The organism is Streptomyces poonensis, from assembly GCF_014650915.1.
GTDB lineage: Bacteria > Actinomycetota > Actinomycetes > Streptomycetales > Streptomycetaceae > Streptomyces > Streptomyces poonensis.
Genome location: NZ_BMVW01000008.1, coordinates 172,338 through 192,458, shown reverse-complemented (window position 1 = coordinate 192,458; position 20,121 = coordinate 172,338). Strand labels below are relative to the sequence as shown.

At 71.9% G+C, this 20,121-nt stretch carries 13 protein-coding genes; all 13 read right to left on the bottom strand.

Going from position 1 to position 20,121, the window contains the following annotated elements:
• Positions 1-313 precede the first annotated feature (313 nt).
• The 13 genes from IE242_RS21130 to folC all read right to left on the bottom strand — a co-directional run bounded on the left by IE242_RS21130 (position 314) and on the right by folC (position 20,073).
• Positions 314-4,729 (bottom strand): ribonuclease E/G, encoded by a 4,416-nt coding sequence (locus IE242_RS21130; RefSeq protein WP_189861576.1) that lies wholly within the window; start codon positions 4,727-4,729, stop codon positions 314-316.
• A gap of 242 nt (positions 4,730-4,971) precedes the next feature.
• On the bottom strand, positions 4,972-5,757 hold the full coding sequence (locus IE242_RS21125; protein WP_189861574.1) for a TIGR03936 family radical SAM-associated protein: 786 nt from the start codon (positions 5,755-5,757) through the stop codon (positions 4,972-4,974).
• A gap of 48 nt (positions 5,758-5,805) precedes the next feature.
• Positions 5,806-6,837 (bottom strand): hypothetical protein, encoded by a 1,032-nt coding sequence (locus IE242_RS21120; protein ID WP_189861572.1) that lies wholly within the window; start codon positions 6,835-6,837, stop codon positions 5,806-5,808.
• Between the two features lie 70 nt (positions 6,838-6,907).
• On the bottom strand, positions 6,908-8,857 hold the full coding sequence (locus tag IE242_RS21115; RefSeq protein WP_189861570.1) for a TIGR03960 family B12-binding radical SAM protein: 1,950 nt from the start codon (positions 8,855-8,857) through the stop codon (positions 6,908-6,910).
• A gap of 50 nt (positions 8,858-8,907) precedes the next feature.
• The gene (locus IE242_RS21110; RefSeq protein WP_189861568.1) at positions 8,908-10,419 is read right to left on the bottom strand and encodes a CYTH and CHAD domain-containing protein; all 1,512 of its coding nucleotides are present in this window, start codon (positions 10,417-10,419) and stop codon (positions 8,908-8,910) included.
• Between the two features lie 124 nt (positions 10,420-10,543).
• Positions 10,544-11,743, bottom strand: coding sequence for a rod shape-determining protein RodA (gene rodA / locus IE242_RS21105; protein WP_189861566.1), 1,200 nt, complete (start codon positions 11,741-11,743; stop codon positions 10,544-10,546).
• Positions 11,740-14,034 (bottom strand): penicillin-binding protein 2, encoded by a 2,295-nt coding sequence (mrdA, locus tag IE242_RS21100; RefSeq protein WP_189861564.1) that lies wholly within the window; start codon positions 14,032-14,034, stop codon positions 11,740-11,742. Before mrdA ends, rodA begins: the two co-directional genes overlap by 4 nt.
• 76 nt (positions 14,035-14,110) lie before the next feature.
• The gene (mreD, locus tag IE242_RS21095) at positions 14,111-14,776 is read right to left on the bottom strand and encodes a rod shape-determining protein MreD (RefSeq protein ID WP_189861562.1); all 666 of its coding nucleotides are present in this window, start codon (positions 14,774-14,776) and stop codon (positions 14,111-14,113) included.
• A 12-nt stretch (positions 14,777-14,788) separates the two neighbouring features.
• The gene (mreC, locus tag IE242_RS21090) at positions 14,789-15,748 is read right to left on the bottom strand and encodes a rod shape-determining protein MreC (RefSeq protein ID WP_189861560.1); all 960 of its coding nucleotides are present in this window, start codon (positions 15,746-15,748) and stop codon (positions 14,789-14,791) included.
• A gap of 237 nt (positions 15,749-15,985) precedes the next feature.
• Complete coding sequence (locus tag IE242_RS21085; protein WP_006133575.1) at positions 15,986-17,005, bottom strand: rod shape-determining protein; 1,020 nt, start codon at positions 17,003-17,005, stop codon at positions 15,986-15,988.
• A gap of 717 nt (positions 17,006-17,722) precedes the next feature.
• Positions 17,723-18,136: a nucleoside-diphosphate kinase gene (ndk, locus tag IE242_RS21080; protein ID WP_189861558.1), complete on the bottom strand. Its 414-nt coding sequence runs from the start codon at positions 18,134-18,136 to the stop codon at positions 17,723-17,725.
• 109 nt (positions 18,137-18,245) lie between these two features.
• The gene (locus tag IE242_RS21075; protein ID WP_189861556.1) at positions 18,246-18,608 is read right to left on the bottom strand and encodes a DUF4233 domain-containing protein; all 363 of its coding nucleotides are present in this window, start codon (positions 18,606-18,608) and stop codon (positions 18,246-18,248) included.
• A 7-nt stretch (positions 18,609-18,615) separates the two neighbouring features.
• A complete protein-coding gene (gene folC, locus IE242_RS21070; RefSeq protein ID WP_373299554.1) occupies positions 18,616-20,073 on the bottom strand; it encodes a bifunctional tetrahydrofolate synthase/dihydrofolate synthase in 1,458 nt (485 codons plus the stop codon).
• Positions 20,074-20,121 lie beyond the last annotated feature (48 nt).

Genomic DNA, 20,121 nt, shown 5'->3' with positions numbered 1-20,121 from the left:
GGAACGGCACCCCCGCAGTCCAGCCACCCGGCACGCGGGCGGCCTCTCCCGTGGCGCCCGGCGCCCGGGAGGAAGAGGTTTACGGGGATGTGGCATGTCAGTGGACACGCCGACGGTCAAGAGTACGGGGCCTGCGCCGAAAGGGTCAAACCGAGCCGGCCCGCTCCCGCCACAGCGGGCACGTCCCGTGAGCGAGCCCACCGGCGTACCGGCCGCCCCCGACGTGGGGGGCCGGTACGCCGGTGCCCCGGCCCGGCGGACGATCCGCCGGACCGGGGCACCGGTCACCAGCTCACAGACGCGGCCGCGAGGGTCAGCCCTCGTCGGTCGACGCCGGCTCCGACGCGGACGCCGTGACCGTGGGCGTCGTCTGCTGCGCCGCCGCGGTCTTCTTCGACGTCGCCTTCTTGGCGGTCGTCTTCTTCGTCGCCGCCTTCTTCGTCGTGGTCTTCTTCGCGGTCGTCGCCTTCTTGGCCGTCGTCGTCTTCTTGGCGGCGGCCTTCTTGGTCGTCGCCTTCTTCGCGGCGGTCTTCTTGGCGGCGGTCTTCCGCACGGTCTTCTTCACCGGCTCGACGTCCTCCGCCGGAGTGTCCGCCGACGCGTCCGCCGCTGCTCCTTCAGGAGCCTCGGCCGATGCGTCCGCCGGAGCCTCGGCGGATGCCGACGGCACCACCACGACGGCTGCCTCCTCCGGCGCGGTCGGCGCGGTCGCCTTGCGCACCGCACGCCGCCGGGGCCTGGCGGGAGCCGCGCTCTCCGCGGCCTCCGGCACGGCGACGGGTTCCGGCGCCGTCTCCGGCTCGGGGGCCGTCTCCGGCTCCGCGGGAGCCACCGACTCCACCACGGTCACCACGGCGTCCTCCGCCGCGGGCGCCCCGGCGGGTGCCGTCGCCTTGCGGGTCGCCCTGCGACGCGTACGGCCCTTCGGCGCGGCCTCGGCCCGGTCCTCGGCGGGGGCGGCCTCGGCGGGGGCGGCCTCGTCGCCCACCACGGACGGCGGCGTCTCCACCACGGGGTCCTCGACCGCGACGGGCTCCGCCTCGGCGGCCTCGCGCGACTTCGGCGCCCGCTCGTCGGTCCCCGCGGTCTCCGCGGTCTCCGCCGTGCGCGCCTCCGGCCTGCCCGGCCTGCCCTTGGCCCGGTCGGCCTTGGGCGCGCCCGCGGGCGCCGACACGCGTCGGCCGGACCGGCGCCGCGCACGGCCGCGCGTGGCCGCGGCCTCCGCCTCGGCGACGCTGCTGTACAGCTCCTCGTCCGGCGCGAAGGCGTCCATGAGCGGCTGCGTGGCGGGTGCCTCGGGAACACCGGCCGGCTCGGCGGCCGTCCCGGCCCCGCCGTCCTCGGCCTCCACGGCACCCGAAGGCTCCGTGGTCGCGGTCTCCGCCGCTGCGTCGTGCTCGTGCGTGTGGTCCGGCGTGTGCTCGTGCGTCTGCTCGGCACCTCCGCGCCCGCGCTTGCGGCGCTTGCCGCCACCGCCCGCGGAGGACGCCTGCTCCATGTGCACGATCACGCCGCGCCCGTTGCAGTGGACACAGGTCTCGGAGAAGGACTCCAGCAGGCCCTGGCCCACCCGCTTGCGGGTCATCTGCACGAGGCCCAGCGAGGTGACCTCGGCCACCTGGTGCTTCGTACGGTCACGGCCCAGGCACTCCAGCAGGCGCCGCAGCACCAGGTCCCGGTTGGACTCCAGCACCATGTCGATGAAGTCGATGACGATGATGCCGCCGAGGTCGCGCAGCCGCAGCTGGCGCACGATCTCCTCGGCCGCCTCCAGGTTGTTCCTGGTGACGGTCTCCTCGAGGTTGCCGCCCTGACCGGTGAACTTGCCGGTGTTGACGTCGACGACGACCATCGCCTCGGTCCGGTCGATCACCAGCGAGCCGCCGCTGGGCAGCCAGACCTTGCGGTCCAGCGCCTTGGCGAGCTGCTCGTCGATCCGGTACGTGGCGAAGACGTCGACCTCGCTCGTCCACTTGGACAGGCGGTCGGCCAGGTCGGGCGCCACGTGCGAGACGTACCCGTGGATGGTCTGCCACGCCTCGTCACCGCTGACGACGACCTTGGAGAAGTCCTCGTTGAAGATGTCGCGGACGACCCGGACGGTCATGTCCGGCTCGCCGTACAGCAGGGTCGGGGCGTTGCCGCTCTTCGCCTTCTTCTGGATGTCCTCCCACTGCGCCTGGAGCCGCTCGACGTCGCGGCGCAGCTCGTCCTCGCTCGCGCCCTCGGCGGCGGTGCGCACGATGACGCCCGCGTCCTCGGGGACGATCTTCTTGAGGATGGTCTTCAGCCGGGCGCGCTCGGTGTCGGGCAGCTTGCGGCTGATACCGGTCATCGAGCCCTCGGGGACGTACACGAGGTAGCGGCCCGGGAGGGAGACCTGGCTGGTCAGACGGGCGCCCTTGTGGCCGATGGGGTCCTTCGTCACCTGGACGAGGACGGACTGACCGGACTTCAGCGCGGACTCGATGCGCCGCGGGCCGTTGGCCATGCCCAGCGCCTCGAAGTTGACCTCACCGGCGTAGAGCACGGCGTTACGGCCCTTGCCGATGTCGATGAAGGCGGCCTCCATCGACGGCAGGACGTTCTGCACCTTGCCGAGGTACACGTTGCCGACGTACGAGGTCGACTGCTCCTTGTTGACGTAGTGCTCCACGAGCACGTTGTCCTCGAGGACGCCGATCTGCGTGCGGTCGCCGTTCTGGCGGACGACCATGACGCGCTCGACGGCCTCACGGCGGGCCAGGAACTCGGCCTCGGTGATGATCGGCACCCGGCGGCGGCCCTGCTCTCGGCCCTCGCGGCGGCGCTGCTTCTTGGCCTCCAGGCGGGTCGAGCCCTTGATGGACTGCACCTCGTCGGAGCTCGACGTGTGCTCGTCCTTCTTGCGCGGCTCGCGCACCTTGACGACCGTGCGCTCCGGGTCGCCCTCGCCGGGCTCGCTGTCGGCGCCCGTGTCACCCGCGCGACGGCGGCGGCGACGGCGGCGACGGCTGCTGCTGGAGCCGGCGGCGTGGTCGTCGGCGTGCTGGTCCTCGTCCGCCTCCTCGGCGTCCTCCTCGACCTGCTCGGCGGTGTCCTCGGCGTCCTGAGCGGCCTGCTCACCGGCGAGTTCCCCGGCGTCGCCGGACTCGCCCTCCGCCTCGGCGGACTCGCCCCGGCGACGGCGGCGGCCACCGCGACGGCGGCGCCGGCGGGAGCCGGTCTCCTCGGTGTCGTCGGTGTCGTCGGACTCGGCGTCGGCCTCTGAGGCGGCGTCCTCGGCCGTCTCCTCGGCGTCCTCCGCCTCCGCGGTCTCCTCCGCCTCGTCGGCGGTCACGGCCACGGCTTCCTCGGCGGCGCGCCGACGGCGGCGGCGGCGCGAGCCGGTGCTCTCCTCCTCCGGGACGTGCACGGCCTCGGCCTCGACCTCGGCCTTGACCTCGGGAGCCTCCTCGGCGGCCTCGGCGGCCTCGGCGGCAGCCGCGGCGGCGGCCCGCTCCGGCGTCTGGAACATAGGCTCGGCGAACACGGGCGCCTGGAACACGGCGACCGCCGGACGCGCCGGGCGGGGCGAGGTCTCGCCGTCCTCGGCGGCACGCCGTGTCGCGGGCTCCGAGAACCCACCGGCGGCCTTGCGCACGACTCGGCGGCGGCCCCGGCGCGGAGCGGCGTCCTCGGTGTCGGCGGCGGGAGCGGGCTTCTGCTCCGCGGCCGGAGCCGGGGCAGGGGTCTCGGCGGGCTTCTCTGCGGGCTTCTCTTCTGCCGTGGACGGCGTCTCGGCGGCTTCCGCCGTCGCCGACGCACCGGCGGGCGCGGACACGCGCCGCGTCGCCCGACGCCGCGTACGGGCCGGCGGGGCGGTCTCCTCGACGGCAGCCTCGGCCTCAGCGGCCGGAGCCTCGGCGGGCGCGGCCTCAGCCACCGGCTCGGCAGCAGCGGTCTCGGTCTCCGTCGTCTCGGCCGCGGCCGGCGCACCGGCAGGCGCCGACGCACGACGCGTGGCCCGGCGCCGCGTACGAGCCGGCGCAGCCGCCTCCTCCACAGCAGCCTCGGCCTCAGCGGCCGGAGCCTCGGCAGCGACCGGCTCGACAGCAGCGGTCTCAGAGGTCTCAGCCGCCGCCGCCGGCGCACCAGCAGGCGCCGACGCACGACGCGTCGCCCGACGCCGCGTACGAGCCGGCGCAGCCGCCTCCTCCACAGCAGCCTCGGCCTCAGCGGCCGGAGCCTCGGCAGCGACCGGCTCGACAGCAGCGGTCTCGGTCTCCGTCGTCTCAGCCACCGGCGCACCGGCAGGCGCCGACGCACGACGCGTCGCCCGACGCCGCGTACGAGCCGGCGCAGCCGCCTCCTCGACAGCGGCGACGGGCTCGGCGGCGGCCGACTCTGCGGTCTCGGCGGGGGTGTCCGCCGTCGTCGCGGGCACCACGGTCTCCGCAGACGCGGGCGCCCCGGTGGGCGCCGACGCACGGCGCGTCGCCCGGCGCCGCGTACGGGCGGGCGGAGCGGCCTCCTCGGCGGCAGGGGCCTCGGCGGCGGCCTCGGCCACCGCCTCCTCCTCGTTCACCAGGTCCTGGTCCTGCGTCTCGGCAGGCGGTACGGCCGGTGCGACGGTCTCCGCGGGCGTCTCCGTGCCGGCCGCGGGCGGGCCCGCGGGGCGGGACGCGGCACGGCGGCGCCGACGCGGCGGCAGGGTGTCGCTGGGGGTGTTGTGTTCGGAACCCTCGTTGGATTCGGTCGGCTCGAGCATGCGGGCGGTTCTCCCGTCAGGCTCCCGGGCGCCGCGCCTGGTCCGGCGGTGCCGGTGACGTCCGCGGCTCGCGCGGTGCGCGGTGCCGCCGTCCGGGGCGCGGGCGCCGCACGGGAGCTCTTCGTGTCCTGTCTCGCCGGTTCCGTACGCCTCTACGCACGGCCTGGCGAAAGTCTTCTGGTCGGTGCGCTGCCCGACCCAGGTGGCTCCCGAGTCCGAGGGCGGCGCTACGACGTCCGTCCCTACGCGGGACCTTCCACCGCCGGCACCGTCGCGGCGGCAGCGGCCGTTGTGAGGGCCGGCGCTGCCTCGCGGTCGGGCGCGAGCGGGTCGGTCACCGTGCCGGTCTCTTCATCGAACAGCCCCTGCGCCAGCCTGGTCACCGCTGCGGGGACCGGCGGCGCCAGGTCGGCCACGGCGCGGAGACCGGACAGGACGTCGTCGGGTCGTACGGCAGGCGTCACGTGCCGAACAACCAGCCGCAGTATCGCACAGGGCTGGTCGGTCGGCCTATCAGCCTCGGGGCTGTGCGCCTCCGGGCTCACGTCGAGGCTCACGACGGCGGGGCGGGCGTCGAAGGCCCGCATGCCCTTCTTGGTCTGGCGCTCGACCTCCACGGTCTCGGCCGCCTCGAAGGCCGCCACCGCGCGCCCGGCCTCCTCGGGGGTCACGCCGTCGAGGCGCAGCTCCCAGACGGAGGCGGTGAGCCGGTCGGCGAGGCCCGGGGTGCGGGCCTCCACCGCGTCGACGATGTCGAGCCCGGCGGGCAGCGACTCGTCGAGCAGCTCGCGCAGCGTGTCGGGATCGCGCGCCTCGGTGAGCGCGATCTCCAGGTACTCCGCCTCACTGCCCGTGCCGGTGGGTGCGGCATTGGCGTACGACACCTTCGGGTGCGGCGTGAACCCCGCCGAGTACGCCATCGGCACCTCGGCGCGGCGCAGCGCACGCTCGAAGGCGCGCTGGAAGTCGCGGTGGCTGGTGAACCGGAGGCGGCCGCGCTTGGTGTAGCGCAGTCGGATGCGCTGCACCGCGGGTGCGGGCGGCGGGCCTTCGGGCTGTCGCTTGCCCAGTGTCGCTCAGTCCTTCGTGAGTGCGGTCGTACTGCTACCTAGCGTACGTGTCTCTTGGTGTACGGGTTCCCCCCGGTCCACCCGCCGACGCGTCTCCGGCTGCTTCGGGGCGCCGAAGAGCATGCGGCGGACGTCGGCACGCGCCTGCCGGACGGAGGCGCGGGCGGAGGCCAGCATCTGCCGGGTGGCCCGGCCCACGGCGCGGGCGGCACCGGCCACGGGGCGCCAGACCACATCGCGCACCACGTGCCCGATCGGGGTGAGCACGGTCCGGTACGTCCAGCGCAGCGGCTCCACGAGGATCCACCGGAAGAGGGTGCCGAGGAACCGCCCGACGGCCCGCGACACGTACCCGGCGATCCGCCAGGCGTGCTTCAGCGCGTCCCACACCTCCCGCCCGATGACGGCGAGCACGCGTCCGACGGGTGCCAGCACCCACCGCCAGACGGCGAGCGCGGGGAGGACGAACAGGATGCGCGCCGTCCAGTACAGCGTGAACCCGACACCGGTGGCGATCATGCGGGCGAGCCAGGCGATGCCGCGCCCGACGGGTGCCAGGAGGTACCGGTACAGCCACTGGCAGGGCACGACGACGAGCAGGCGCCCCAGCCACGCCAGCGCGCTTCCCACGCCCCGGGCCAGCCACGCGATGCCCCGCCCCAGGGGCGTCAGCACATACCGGTACACCCATACGAACGGCACGACGACCAGGACGTGCCCGAGCCACCCGAGCGCCTTGCCCACGGGTACGACGACGTACCGCCACAGGGCCACGAACGGCCACACGAACAGGGCCTTGCAGAGCCACAGCAGTGCCCTGCCGACCGGCCGCAGCACGGTGTCCCGGAGTACCCGCCCGATCCAGACCAGTGCGTCCCAGAGCATCCGGACGGGCACGACGACCACGAGCGCGATGATCCGTACGGGCAGCCTGATCGCCGTGACCAGGCAGCCCTCGGCCGGAGCGGCCTGCCGCACGGCGGTCTCCCGCCGCACGGCGGTCTCCTGCCGTGCGGCCGGTTCTTTCTCGAGTTCCATGTCTGCCCGGACGCTCCGGGCTCCCCCCTTTGTTGCAACCTGTGGCGCCGAAGCCGTGCGCCGCGCCGGGTCAGCCGGTCGTCGCCGGCTTCTTCACCGTCAGCGGCAGCAGCTTCTTGCCCGTCGGGCCGATCTGGATGTTCGTGTCCATCGCGGGACACACACCGCAGTCGAAGCACGGCGTCCACCGGCAGTCCTCGACCTCGGTCTCGTCGAGGGCGTCCTGCCAGTCCTCCCAGAGCCAGTCCTTGTCGAGGCCGGAGTCCAGGTGGTCCCAGGGCAGGACCTCCTCGTAGGAGCGCTCGCGGGTGGTGTACCAGTCGACGTCCACGCCGAACGGGGCGAGGGCCTTGTCGGCGCAGTTCATCCAGCGGTCGTAGCTGAAGTGCTCGCGCCAGCCGTCGAAGCGGCCGCCGTCCTCGTACACCGCGCGGATGACGGCGCCGATACGGCGGTCGCCGCGGGAGAGCAGGCCCTCGACGATGCCCGGCTTGCCGTCGTGGTAGCGGAAGCCGATGGAGCGGCCGTACTTCTTGTCGCCGCGGATCTTGTCGCGGAGCTTCTCCAGGCGGGCGTCCGTCTCCTCGGCGGAGAGCTGCGGGGCCCACTGAAAGGGTGTGTGGGGCTTGGGGACGAAGCCGCCGATGGAGACCGTGCAGCGGATGTCGTTGGAGCCGGAGACCTCGCGGCCCTTGGCGATGACGCGGGTCGCCATGTCGGCGATCTGGAGGACGTCCTCGTCGGTCTCCGTGGGCAGGCCGCACATGAAGTACAGCTTCACCTGGCGCCAGCCGTTGCCGTAGGCGGTGGCGACCGTGCGGATCAGGTCGTCCTCCGAGACCATCTTGTTGATGACCTTGCGCATGCGCTCGGAGCCGCCCTCGGGGGCGAAGGTGAGGCCGGAGCGGCGGCCGTTGCGGGTGAGCTCGTTGGCCAGGTCGACGTTGAAGGCGTCGACGCGGGTGGACGGCAGCGAGAGGCCGATCTTGTCTTCCTCGTAGCGGTCCGCCAGGCCCTTGGCGATGTCGCCGATCTCGGAGTGGTCCGCCGAGGACAGCGAGAGCAGGCCGACCTCCTCGAAGCCCGTCGCCTTCAGGCCCTTCTCGACCATCTCGCCGATGCCCGTGATGGAGCGCTCGCGCACCGGGCGGGTGATCATGCCGGCCTGGCAGAAGCGGCAGCCGCGGGTGCAGCCGCGGAAGATCTCCACGGACATGCGCTCGTGGACCGTCTCGGCGAGCGGGACCAGGGGCTGCTTGGGGTACGGCCACTCGTCGAGGTCCATGACGGTGTGCTTGGACACGCGCCACGGCACGCCCGACTTGTTGGGGACCACGCGGCCGATCCGGCCGTCGGGGAGGTACTCGACGTCGTAGAACGCCGGGATGTACACGTTGCCCGTCTTCGCGAGGCGGAAGAGGACCTCCTCGCGGCCGCCCGGCCGGCCCTCCGCCTTCCACTCGCGGATGATCCGCGTCATGTCCAGCACGGCCTGCTCGCCGTCGCCGATGACCGCCGCGTCGATGAAGTCGGCGATCGGCTCGGGGTTGAAGGCCGCGTGGCCGCCGGCCAGGACGATCGGGTCGTCGAGCGTGCGGTCCTTGGACTCCAGCGGGATGCCCGCGAGGTCCAGCGCCGTCAGCATGTTCGTGTAGCCGAGCTCCGTGGAGAAGCTGAGGCCGAACACGTCGAAGGCCTTCACCGGGCGGTGGCTGTCCACGGTGAACTGCGGGACGCCGTGCTCCCGCATCAGCGCCTCCAGGTCCGGCCACACGCTGTAGGTGCGCTCGGCGAGGACGCCCTCCTGCTCGTTGAGGACCTCGTAGAGGATCATGACGCCCTGGTTGGGGAGGCCGACCTCGTAGGCGTCGGGGTACATGAGCGCCCAGCGGACGTCAGAGGAGTCCCACGGCTTGACGGTGGAGTTCAGCTCTCCGCCGACGTACTGGATCGGCTTCTGCACATGCGGGAGCAGAGCTTCGAGCTGCGGGAACACCGACGCAGCGACTTCGGCAGACATCTCGCGGACCTTCGTGAGGACGACAGAACTGACAGGGGTGACCATCAAGCCTAACGCGGCGCGCAGTACCGCTCGTACGCCTGTGGCAGCGCCGCCTCGGTCTCGGCGGCCCGCCGCTCCTCCCGGCCGTACAGCACGCCGTAGGTGAAGGAGCTCTCCCCCGCGGCGTGGGCCTGGGCCGCCACCTCGTGCAGGGACTGCCGGGCCATGACGCTGTCCTGGTGCTCGCCGAGGAGGGTCTGGAGGGCCTTCATGTCCCGGACCCGGTCCGCGAAGGCGCCCTTCGCCCCGTCCGGCCCGACGGCCGTCTCCGCCGCGTACCGGGCGCGCTTGGCCTTCTTGCGGGCCTCGTGCAGGGCCAGGTCGCGTTCGGTGCCCGGCGGGACGTCCAGGGCCGTGCGGACGAGCCGGGACACGCGCCCCACCTCCCGTTCCACGGTCCTGGTGAGCACCTTCTCCGGGGCGGCACCGGCGGCCTTGCGCAGCGGCGGGTCCGCGATCAGGGAGTCGAGCGCGCCGAGCAGGGCCAGATAGCGCTCGCCGTCCAGTACGGCGGTCACCCGGCGGCGGGATCCGGAGCGGCGGCTGTGGGACCAGGTGCGCAGCCGGGTGCGGACCGGGCCGGCGAGGAGGGGCCGCGGCAGCTCGTCCAGGGCGGCCGTGAGGCGTTCGCTCAGCACCTCCTGGTCGCGGCCCGCGCCCAGCTCCTCGGCCAGCCATTTGAGCTCGGCGCCGACGGGATCGGTGACGGCTCGGTCGAGCACCTTGGCGTACGAGCGGAAGGTGCTGCGCAGGCGGCGGGTGGCGACGCGCATGCCGTGCACGGAGTCGGGCAGGTCGCGGCGTACGGCGGGGTCGAGGGCGACGATCGCGTCGCGCTGGGCGCGCAGGTAGGCGATGACGTGGTCGGCGGTGGTGACGGGCCGCCCGGGGCGCTCGGGGGGCGGCCCGGAGGCCTCGCCTCCTGATGCCGTCTCCCGCAGGGCCCTCGCCAGCTTGGAAGGCGCCGCGGAGGGCTGTACGCCGGCTTTGCGCAGTTTCTTCTCCACCTTGTCGAGGAAGGCCGGATCCCCGCCGTCGGCCAGTTCGACCTCGATCTCGGACCACTGGGCGTCACGCCCGCCGCCGGTGAGCCGCTCGGCCCGTACGGAGTCGACGCTGACCTCGGCGAGCAGAGCGCCGTCCGCGTCGAGCAGGTCACGGACGTCGCGCGAGGAGCGGAGGCGGACGAGGGGGACCAGTTCGGCGTCGCGGACCCGGGAGCGCACGAGGCGGGCGAGGGAGCGCGGCAGGGTGCCGGAGAGCGGGGCGTGGATCTCGTCCCGTACGCCGGCGGAGACGGGGAACTTCAGGTGCCAGCCCGCGTCGTCGCCCCCGGTGCGGCGGCGCAGGGTGATCGCGGACGCGGCGAGGCGTTCGTCGGGGGTGTCGTAGTAGACGGCGTCCAGTTCGGCGACACCCTTGTCGACGACGGTGGCGACTCCGGCGACGCCCGTCAGGTCGGGCAGACCGCTCTCGTCGGACTCGTATTTCCGCTCGATCTCGCGCTTCGTGTCCGCCATGGACCGAATGTAGTGGCGCATCCGGCGGTTGGGCAGCCCATGTCCGGCCCGGGAAGGGAACGCGCGCGGTGCGGCCGGAAAGGGCGTGGGACCGTGTCCGGGGTTCCGCGCCCCGCCGGAGCCCCTACGCCGACATGGGCCGCTGCACCCGGATCGACTGCAGCAGCCCGACCGCCACCCAGACCGCGAACATCGACGATCCGCCGTACGAGACGAAGGGCAGCGGCAGACCGGCCACCGGCATGATGCCGAGCGTCATACCGATGTTCTCGAACGACTGGAACGCGAACCAGGCGATGATGCCGGCGGCGACGATCGTGCCGTACAGCTCGGTCGTCTCGCGCGCGATGCGGCACGCGCGCCACAGGACGATGCCGAGCAGCACGATGATCAGCGCCCCGCCGACGAAGCCGAGCTCCTCGCCCGCGACCGTGAAGACGAAGTCCGTCTGCTGCTCGGGCACGAACTGGCCGGTGGTCTGCGAGCCCTGGCCGAGCCCGGTGCCGAACAGTCCGCCGGAGCCGATCGCGATGCGGGCCTGGTTGGTGTTGTAGCCGACGCCGGCGGGGTCGAGCGAGGGGTTGGCGAAGGCGGCGAACCGGTTGATCTGGTACTCGTCGAGGATCTTCAGCTGCCAGACGGCGATCGCGCCGGCCACGCCCGTGCCGATCAGCCCGAAGATCCAGCGGTTGGACGCGCCGGAGGCGAGCAGCACGCCGAGCACCAGGACGACCATGACCATGACCGAGCCGAGGTCGGGCATGAGCAGCGTGATCGCTATCGGCACGGCGGCGAGGCCGAGGGACTGCAGGACGGTGCGGTGGTCGGGGTGCGGCCGGTCGCCCGCGTCGACCCGTGCCGCCAGCAGCATCGCCATGCCCAGGATGATCGTGACCTTCACGAACTCGGAGGGCTGGAGCGAGAAGCCGCCGGGGAGGCGGATCCACGCGTGCGCGCCGTTGATGGTCGCGCCGAGCGGGGTGAGCACCAGCAGCACCAGGAAGACCGAGACGCCGTACAGGACCGGCACGGCCGTGCGCAGGGTGCGGTGGCCGAGCCAGACCGTGCCGATCATCAGGGCGATGCCGATGCCGGTGTTGAGGAGGTGCCGGGTCAGGAAGTAGTACGGGTCGCCCTGGTTGAGCTCGGTGCGGTTGCGGGTGGCCGAGTAGACGAGGGCCGTGCCGATGAGCGACAGCGCGAGGGCGCTCAGCAGTATCGGCCAGTCGAGCCGGCGCGCGAGCGAGTCGCGGGCGAACAGCCGGGCAAAGCCGGACCGCTTGGGCCCGTAGGAGGAGACGGAGAAACTGTTCGCGCCGGTCATGGGGTGCTCCTGCGCCTGTTCCGGGCGCGGCCGCGGCGGGCCGAGCGCCTGCGGGCGTCGCGGTTGCCGCCCGCCGCCGGGGTGTTCACGGTGGCGGCCAGGCCGCCGGGCGCCGGATCATCGGGCGCCGGGTCGCCGAACACCACCGGCTGCGGGCTGGGCGAGGCCTTCTCCTTGTCCTTCGGCGAGGGGTACTTGTCGACCTTCGGCGCCTCGATCGAGCCGTCGGATCCGACCTTCGGCAGGCTCTTCTGCGGGGTGTACAGCAGCGCCTTCTTCTTGTCGATCTTTCCTTCCTCGGAGACGCCGTACAGCGCGTTGTAGAGCTTGCGCACGGCCGGGGCGGAGGCGCCGGAGCCCGTACCGCCCTGGGAGATCGTCATGACGATGGAGTAGTCCTCGGTGTACGTGGCGAACCACGAGGTGGTCTGCTTGCCGTAGACCTCCGCCGTACCCGTCTTGGCGTGCATCGGGATCTCGTCCTGCGGCCAGCCCTGGAACCGCCAGGCGGCGGTACCGCGGGTCGCGACGCCTTCGAGGGCTCCGTCTATGGCGTTGAGGGTCTTCTTGGTCATCGGCAGCTTGCCGTGCGCCGTGGGCTCGATCTCCTGCACGCTCTTGCCGTCGGCGCTGATGATCGCCTTGCCGACCGTGGGGTCGTAGAGCGTGCCGCCGTTGGCGATCGCCGCGTAGATGGTGGCCATCTGTATCGGCGTGACGAGGGTGTCGCCCTGTCCGATGGAGTAGTTGACGGAGTCACCGGCGCGCATCCGGTTGCCTTCGAGGCAGTTCTCGTAGGCGATCTTCTCGGCGTAGTCGCCGTCCTTCTTGCCGGTCTTGCACCAGGCGTCCTTGTTGGCCTTCCAGTAGTCGAGCTTCCACTGGCGGTCGGGGACCCGGCCGGTGACCTCGTTGGGCAGGTCGATGCCGGTCTCCTCGCCGAGGCCGAACTGGTGGGCGGTCTTGTAGAACCAGTCGTTGGCGTTCTTCTTCGGCTTGGTGCCGCCGTCCTTCTTCCACTCCTCGTGGGAGAGCCGGTAGAAGACGGTGTCGCAGGAGACCTCCAGGGCGCGGCCGAGGCTGATCGGGCCGTACCCCCGGGACTCGAAGTTCTTGAAGACCTGGCCGCCGATCGAGTAGGAGCTCGAGCATTGGTACGGGCCGTCGAAGGAGTAACCGGCCTGTATGGCGGCGGCCGTGGGGACGACCTTGAAGATGGAGCCGGGGGCCGACTGGCCCTGGATGGCCCGGTTCAGCAGCGGGTAGTTGGAGTCCTTGCCGGTGAGCTCCGTGTAGTCCTTGGCGGAGATGCCGCCGACCCAGGCGTTCGGGTCGTACGTCGGGTTGGACGCCATGGCGACCACGCGGCCGGTCTTCGCCTCCATCACGACGATGGCGCCGGAGTCGGCCTTGTAGTTGGTGCCGGTGTTCCTGTCGTGCTGCTTGCGGGCTTCCTTCATCGCCTCGTTGAGCTCGTACTCGGCGATGCGCTGGACGCGGGCGTCGATGCTGGTGACGAGGTTGTCACCGGGCTGCGTCGGGTCGTTCTCGGCCTCTCCTATGACCCGCCCGAGGTTGTCGACCTCGTAGCGGGTGACACCGGCCTTGCCGCGCAGCGCCTTGTCGTACTGGCGCTCCAGGCCGGAGCGGCCGACCTGGTCGGAGCGCAGATACGGCGAGTCGGTGTCCTGGGCCTGCTGGATCTCCTCGTCCGTGACGGGCGAGAGATAGCCGAGCACCTGGGCGGTGTTGGCGCCGCCGGGTGCCGGGTAGCGGCGCATGGCCTGCGGTTCGGCGGTGATGCCGGGGAAGTCCTCGGAGCGCTCGCGGATCTGCAGGGCCTGCTTGGGGGTGGCCTCGTCGGTGATGGGGATCGGCTGGTACGGGGAGCCGTTCCAGCACGGTTGCGGGGTCTCGGCGTCGCACAGCCGGACCTTGTCCATGACCTCCTTGGGGGTCATGCCGAGGACGCCGGCGAGCTTGGTGAGGACCGCCTCGCCGTCGTCCTTCATCTTCATCAGGTCGGTGCGGGAGGCGGAGACCACGAGGCGGGTCTCGTTGTCGGCGATGGGCACACCGCGGGCGTCCAGGATCGAACCGCGTACGGCGGGCTGGACGACCTGCTGCACATGGTTGCCGGAGGCTTCCTTGGCGTAGGTGTCGCCCTCGCGGATCTGGAGGTACCACAGGCGCCCGCCGAGGGTGGCGAGCAGGGACAGGACGAGGATCTGGATGACGACGAGCCGGATCTGGACCCGTGGGGTCCGTCCGGTCTCCGGGATGTTGGTCATGCGGTTCCCTCCCCTCGTGTCGCGCCGCCCGCCGTACTCGGCTGCCGTCCGTCCGCCGTACTCGACTGCCGTGCCGTCACAGCCGCTTGACCCCCTTGATGCGTCCGGCGCGGGCCGTGCGCGCCCTGGCCGTCTTGATGCGCCCGCCGCGCTGCTGGCCGATGCTCAGGCCGGTGCCGGAGGCGAGCCAGCCGGTGGAGACGTCAGCCGCCTTGGCGGAGTTCGCCTCGTCGAGCGGGTCGTTGTCGGCGCGCCGGGCCAGCGCCATGATCCCGGGGACGACGAAGGGGGCGAGCACCAGGTCGTACACCGTGGCCGTGAGCACCAGGCTCGGCAGGCCCACATGGCGGGCGGCGGTGTCGCCGACGAGGGCGCCGACGCCCGCGTACAGCAGGGTCGTGCCGATCGCGGCGGCGGCCACGACGGCCAGCGGGCCGGTCACGGACTTCAGCCGGCCGTTCTCCGGCTTCACCAGCCCGGCGAGGTAGCCGATGACGCACAGCACGAGCGCGTAGCGGCCGGCGGCGTGGTCGGCGGGCGGAGCGAGGTCGGAGAGCAGTCCCGCGCCGAAGCCGACGAGGGCGCCGCCGACGTGCCCGTACACGAGGGCCAGGCCGAGGACGGTGAGGAGCACCAGGTCCGGCACGGCGCCGGGGAGTTGGAGGCGGGCGAGGACGCTCACCTGGAGCACCAGGGCGACGATCACCAGGGTGGCGGAGAGCAGCATCCGGTTCAGGCGCATGGGGGTCAGCTCCTACTGCTCTTGCGGGTCTTGCGACTGGCCGTCGGTGGGCACCTCGGCGCCCGGGGACGGCGTGACCGTCACCGTCACGGTCGGCCGGGGCGTGGGCTTCGGCTTGGGCGGCAGGACGGTGTCCCGCGGGTCCTTGCGGGGCACCTCGACGACGACTCCGACGAGGTCGAGCTTGGTGAGTCCCGCGAACGGCTCGACGTACACCGTCCGGGTCAGGTCACCGCCGGAGGGGTCGACGCGCGAGACGACGCCGACGGGCACACCGGGTACGAACGGACGGTCCGCCTGGGAGCCGAAGGTGACCAGCCGGTCGCCCTTCTTCACCTTGGCCTTGCCGTTGAGGAGTTCCACGCGCAGCGGCCGGTCGCCCTGTCCGGAGGCGAAGCCCAGTTCGTCGGTGGACTCCATGCGGGTGCCGACCGTGAAGTCGGGGTCGTTGGCGAGGAGCACGGTGGAGGTGTTCGGCCCGACGGTGGTGACCCGGCCGACCAGGCCGTCCCCGTTCAGGACGGTCATGTCGCGCCTGATGCCGTCGTTCGACCCGATGTCGATGGTCACGGTCCAGGAGAAGCCCTGGGCGGCGCCTATGGCGATGACCTCGGCGCCCTTGATGCCGTACTGGCCGTTGGCGGCCGTCTTCAGCATCCTGTCGAGCTGTTTCACCCGGCTGCGGTAGCGGTCGTCGCTGCCGAGCTCCGCCTTCAGCTCCGCGTTCTCCTTCTCCAGCGCGGCGAGACGGTCGTGGCGGGTGCCGGAGTCGCGGACTGCGGAGATCGCGTTGCCGATCGGGTCGACCGCGGTGGCGATGCCGTCCTCCACGGGTCCGAAGACCGTGGCCGCGGCCTGGCGGGCACCGTCGACCGGTGAGTCCTCTCCGCCGCGGATGTCCACCGTGATCAGCGCGAACGCGATGGCGACCAGCAGCACCAGGAGCAGCCGGCTCTCTCGTGTGTCCCTCACGTGCGGCGGCCGTGCCTTCCTCGTCGAGATGGGTAACTCGGGTGACTCAGCTAACTGGGAACGGTTGACAGGGGCGCACCCCGGACGGGCGGGCTCGCGGTCGGTGCCGCGGGGAGCTCTCGGGGTGTCGGGGTGTCAGGGGTGTGTCAAGGGTGTCGAGCGGAAGCTTATGCCTCAATATCAACGATCCGCCGCACGAGAAGGGATCGTCTCGTACGGCGGAATCGAAGCGTTACGTCATCTGCGGGGCTGGGCGTCCAGCACCTGCTGGAGCGCCTCGAACTCCTCGACGCACTTGCCGGAGCCGAGCGCCACGCTGTCCAGCGGGTCCTCGGCGATGTGGATCGGCATGCCCGTCTCACGGCGCAGCCGCTCGTCCAGGCCGCGCAGCAGGGCGCCGCCGCCGGTGAGGACGATGCCGCGGTCCATGATGTCGCCGGAGAGCTCGGGCGGGCACTTGTCGAGGGTCGTCTTGACCGCGTCGACGATGGCGTTGACGGGCTCCTCGATGGCCTTGCGGACCTCGGCCGCGGAGATCACCACGGTCTTGGGCAGTCCGGAGACCAGGTCCCGGCCCCGGATCTCGGTGTGCTCGTCAGTGTCCAGGTCGTACGCCGAACCGATCGTGATCTTGATCTGCTCGGCCGTCCGCTCACCGAGGAGGAGCGAGTACTCCTTCTTGATGTGCTGGATGATCGCGTTGTCCAGCTCGTCACCCGCGACGCGGATGGACTGGGCGGTGACGATGCCGCCGAGCGAGATGACCGCGACCTCCGTGGTGCCGCCGCCGATGTCGACCACCATGTTGCCCGTGGCCTCGTGGACCGGCAGTCCGGAGCCGATGGCCGCGGCCATGGGCTCCTCGATGATGTGCACCTGGCGGGCGCCGGCCTGGGACGACGCCTCGATGACGGCGCGGCGCTCGACGCCGGTGATGCCGGACGGCACGCAGACGACGACGCGCGGCCGGGCGAGATACCTCCGCTTGTGGATCTTCAGGATGAAGTAGCGGAGCATCCGCTCGGTGATCTCGAAGTCGGCGATGACACCGTCCTTCAGAGGACGCACGGCGACGATGTTGCCGGGCGTCCGACCGATCATCTTCTTGGCTTCAGCGCCGACCGCAAGAATTCCACCGGTGTTCGTGTTGATCGCGACGACGGACGGCTCGTTGAGTACGATCCCGCGACCCCTGACGTACACCAGCGTGTTGGCGGTCCCGAGGTCGACAGCCATGTCACGGCCGATGAACGACATTGAGTTCCCCATCAGGATTCGTCTGGCCTTCCCGTATTGGAGCACTGACGGCTTTTCGGGACGGCGAAGTGGGTGCTGTGACGTGAAGGCTTACATCGTAGTCTCGCCCGCACGGACACTGCGCGAGGGTCTTCGCCATTGTCAGCAGATGACGTGTCGCCTCGCTTGTGGAGACGAGCGTTCGGGGGGTTGCGTTCCCCCGCACGCCACGCATATGCCAGAGAGATGGGGGGATTCGGAGGGGATGCGCTCACACAGGCGTGCGCCGGTCCCTCCGACGGCCCGTCAGCGCCGGGGCCGACCGCCCGTCGGGTGCTCTGCGGACGGCGACATGGCCGGTTCCTGACGGTGCCCTGCGGGTGGCCGCGCCGGGCAGGCCCCGGCCCCGTGGCACGGCCCTTCGACGCGGTCTCGGGTGGCGTGAAGTGACGGGGATCCGAACCCCGCGCGTCGACCGGGCCGGCACTACGCCCACCGGGCCGGAACCCGCCCTGTGCGCCGGCCGGCCGAGACCCCGGCCACGCTCGGCGGTGGCGGCCGGGTCACGCACGTCGGACGGGCCGGAGCCCCGCACGCACACCGGGTGGATCCCGGCCCGGTGGAGCGGGCCCCGGACCGGCACCGGTCAGGCGGGACCACCCGGCCCCGGTGAGGCGGGGTACCCGGGCCCGGCCTCAGGGAGGCGGAGGCCCCAGACCCGGCACCGCAGCGGAGCGCCTACGCGCGGCCGGGGAAGAAGATCTTCACCTCGCGCTCGGCGGACTCCTCCGAGTCGGACGCGTGGATGAGGTTCTCGCGGACGATGACACCGAAGTCACCGCGGATCGAGCCGGGGACGGCCGCGATCGGGTCGGTCGGTCCGGCGAGCGCGCGGACGCCCTCGACGACCCGCTCACCCTCCACGATCATCGCGACCACCGGGCCGGAGGACATGAACGCGACCAGCGGCTCGTAGAACGGCTTGCCCTTGTGCTCCCCGTAGTGCTGCTCCAGCGTCTCCTGGTCCAGCGTGCGCAGCTCCAGCGCGGTGATCTGCCATCCGGCCTTGCGCTCGATACGGCCGATGATCTCGCCGGTCAGCCCACGACGGACGGCGTCGGGCTTGAGGAGGACAAGGGTGCGCTGGCTCACGACGGTGGCTCCTTCATCTGACATCTGACAAAAGTCGATGCACGCTTGTGCGGAGCTCAGAGGCTACAGGGCGTGGCCAGGCGCCCGTCACGCAGCGTCAGCGCCGACGTCAGGAAGCCCCGCCCGCCGCCTCCTGCTGCTGCGCCTGCGCCGCGAAGCGGGCCTTCGCCTCGTCGATCTTGCGTCCGTAGTGGATCGACGCCCACCACAGGGCGGCGAACACCGCGCCCATGAAGAACATGACGGGGACGAAGAAGCCGGAGGCGACGAGGACGATCTGCAGCGCCCAGCCGAGCTGCACCCCGCCCGGCCGCGTGATCATTCCGCACAGCAGGACGGACAGCACCATCGCGACCCCGCAGACCGTCCACACCGTCGTCATGGACAGGTCCGGGTCCTTCATGGCGACCAGACCGGCGAAGCCGATGACGAAGAACTCGCCGATCAGCGTCGAAGCACAGAGGGTACGCACGGGTACGTCAGCCCCTTCCCAGCAGCAGTCGGGCCTCGCCGACGGTGATCACGGAACCGGTGACGAGGACCCCGCCGCCCGCGAACTCGCCCTCCTCCTCGGCGAGCGTGATCGCCTCCTCCAGTGCGTCGGGCAGCCGCGGCTCCACCTGGACCCGGTCCTCGCCGAACACCTCGACCGCGATCGCCGCCAGTTCGTCGGCGTCCATCGCGCGGTGGCTGGAATTCTGGGTGATCACGACCTCGGCGAAGATCGGCTCGAAGGCCTCGAGGAGTCCCCGTACGTTCTTGTCGCCGCTCGCGCCGACCACACCGATCAGCCGGCTGAAGTCGAACGCCTCGCTCACCGCCTCCGCCGTGGCCCGCGCCCCCGCGGGGTTGTGCGCGGCGTCCAGGACCACGGTGGGCGAGCGCCGTACGACCTCGAGACGGCCCGGCGAGGCCACCGACGCGAACGCCTTGCGGACGGTGTCGATGTCGAGCCGCTCGGGCCGCTGGGAGCCGACGCCGAAGAACGCCTCGACGGCGGCGAGCGCCACCGCCGCGTTGTGCGCCTGGTAGGGGCCGTGCAGCGGCAGGAAGACGTCCTCGTACTCCCCGCCGAGGCCGCGCAGCGTCACCATCTGCCCGCCGACGGCGAGCTGCCGCGAGACGACCCCGAACTCCAGGCCCTCGCGGGCCACGGTCGCGTCGACCTCGACGGCCTTCTTCAGCAGCACCTGCGCCGCGTCCACCGGCTGCTGCGCCAGGATCACGGTCGCGTCCTGCTTGACGATGCCCGCCTTCTCGCCGGCGATCTCGCCCGGGGTGTTGCCGAGGCGGTCGGTGTGGTCGAGGTCGATGGGCGTCACGACGGCCACGTCGGCGTCGATCACATTGGTGGCGTCCCAGCTGCCGCCCATACCCACCTCGACGACGGCCACGTCGACCGGCGCGTCCGCGAAGGCCGCGTACGCCATGCCGGTGAGCACCTCGAAGAAGGACAGCCGGTACTCCTGGGAGGCGTCCACCATCTCGACGTACGGCTTGATGTCCCGGTACGTCTCGATGAACCGCTCGGCGTCCATCGGCGCGCCGTCGAGGCTGATCCGCTCGGTGATCGACTGGACGTGCGGCGAGGTGTACCGGCCGGTGCGCAGGTCGAAGGCGCCGAGCAGCGCCTCGATCATGCGGGCGGTGGAGGTCTTGCCGTTGGTGCCGGTGATGTGGATCGAGGGGTACGACCGCTGCGGCTCCCCCAGCACGTCCATCAGCGCGGCGATCCGGCTGACCGACGGCTCCAGCTTGGTCTCGCCCCAGCGGGTGGCGAGCTCCGCCTCCACCTCGCGCAGCGCCTGGTCGACCTCGGGGTCGGCCGGGCGTGCGGGTACGTCGGCGCGCGGCGGTCCGCTCTGCGCCCGCAGGGTACGGCTGCCCGCCTCGATCACCGCCAGATCGGGGTCGCGGTTGGTCTCGGCCTCGATCATCTCGTCGAAGCTGTCGAGCGGGTCGGGCAGCGCGCTGTTGTCGTCCGG